Here is a 2025-nt window from a genome sequence, read left to right on the forward strand (position 1 = left end):
GATGGGCCCGACAAGGTTACTGACGTCAGCCAAACTCCGAATGCCGGTAAGTGAGAGCGTGGCAGTGAGACTGCGGGCGATAAGGTTCGTAGTCGAGAGGGAAACAGCCCAGATCACCGACTAAGGCCCCTAAGCGTGTGCTAAGTGGGAAAGGATGTGGAGTCGCAGAGACAACCAGGAGGTTGGCTTAGAAGCAGCCATCCTTGAAAGAGTGCGTAATAGCTCACTGGTCAAGTGATTCTGCGCCGACAATGTAGCGGGGCTCAAGTACACCGCCGAAGTCGTGGCATTGATCCTCCCTTGTGGGGGGTTGATGGGTAGGGGAGCGTCGTGCAGCCGGTGAAGCCGCCGAGTGATCGAGTGGTGGAGGCTGTGCGAGTGAGAATGCAGGCATGAGTAGCGAATCGAGGGTGAGAAACCCTCGCGCCGGATGACCAAGGGTTCCTGGGGCAGGTTAATCCGCCCAGGGTAAGTCGGGACCTAAGGCGAGGCCGACAGGCGTAGTCGATGGACAACGGGTTGATATTCCCGTACCCGCTTCAATGCGCCCATACTGAACCTCGTGATGCTAAGAGTCCTTAGCTCGGGTTGTCCTTCGGGACGGCCGTCAGAGTGAACGCTCGATCCGATCGGGTAGTAGGTAAGCGATGGGGTGACGCAGGAAGGTAGTCCAGCCCAGGCGATGGTTGTCCTGGGGTAAGCATGTAGCCCGTGTTGTAGGCAAATCCGCAACACTTGTGGGTGAGATGTGATGCCGAGCCGATTGTGGCGAAGTGGATGATCCTATGCTGCCGAGAAAAGCCTCTAGTGAGTGTTGTGGCGGCCCGTACCCTAAACCGACTCAGGTGGTCAGGTAGAGAATACCAAGGCGATCGGGTGAACTGTGGTTAAGGAACTCGGCAAATTGCCCCCGTAACTTCGGGAGAAGGGGGACCTCTGCTGGTGAACGCCCTTGCGGTGGGAGCTGGTGGGGGTCGCAGTGGCCAGGGGGAAGCGACTGTTTACTAAAAACACAGGTCCGTGCGAAGTCGTAAGACGATGTATACGGACTGACGCCTGCCCGGTGCCGGAACGTTAAGGGGACCGCTTAGCTGACTTTCGGGTTGGCGAAGGTGAGAACTTAAGCGCCGGTAAACGGCGGTGGTAACTATAACCATCCTAAGGTAGCGAAATTCCTTGTCGGGTAAGTTCCGACCTGCACGAATGGCGTAACGACTTCCCCGCTGTCTCAACCGCAGACCCGGCGAAATTGCACTACGAGTAAAGATGCTCGTTTCGCGCAGCAGGACGGAAAGACCCCGGGACCTTCACTACAGCTTGACATTGGTGTTTGGAGCGTCTTGTGTAGGATAGGTGGGAGACTGGGAAGCTCGGACGCTAGTTCGGGTGGAGTCATTGGTGAAATACCACTCTGGTCGTTTTGAATGTCTAACTCTGGTCCGTGATCCGGATCGGGGACAGTGTCTGGTGGGTAGTTTAACTGGGGCGGTTGCCTCCTAAAGGGTAACGGAGGCGCCCAAAGGTTCCCTCAGCCTGGTTGGCAATCAGGTGTTGAGTGTAAGTGCACAAGGGAGCTTGACTGTGAGACTGACGGGTCGAGCAGGAGCGAAAGCTGGGACTAGTGATCCGGCATCGGCGTGTGGAAGCGGTGTCGCTCAACGGCTAAAAGGTACCCCGGGGATAACAGGCTGATCTTCCCCAAGAGTCCATATCGACGGGATGGTTTGGCACCTCGATGTCGGCTCGTCGCATCCTGGGGCTGGAGTAGGTCCCAAGGGTTGGGCTGTTCGCCCATTAAAGCGGTACGCGAGCTGGGTTTAGAACGTCGCGAGACAGTTCGGTCCCTATCCGCTGCGCGCGCAGGAGACTTGAAAGGGGCTGTCCCTAGTACGAGAGGACCGGGACGGACGAACCTCTGGTGTGCCAGTTGTATCGCCAGGTGCATGGCTGGTTGGCTACGTTCGGGAGGGATAACCGCTGAAAGCATCTAAGCGGGAAGCTTGCCTTGAGATGAGGTCTCCCACC

The 2025-nt window shown here is 57.3% G+C and carries 1 rRNA gene; it reads left to right on the top strand.

The window, feature by feature from the left end:
• Positions 1 to 2025, top strand: a 23S ribosomal RNA gene (locus tag KME79_RS44250); the annotation flags it as partial.

This window comes from Nonomuraea harbinensis, from assembly GCF_019396385.1.
In the GTDB taxonomy this organism is placed as follows: domain Bacteria; phylum Actinomycetota; class Actinomycetes; order Streptosporangiales; family Streptosporangiaceae; genus Nonomuraea; species Nonomuraea ferruginea.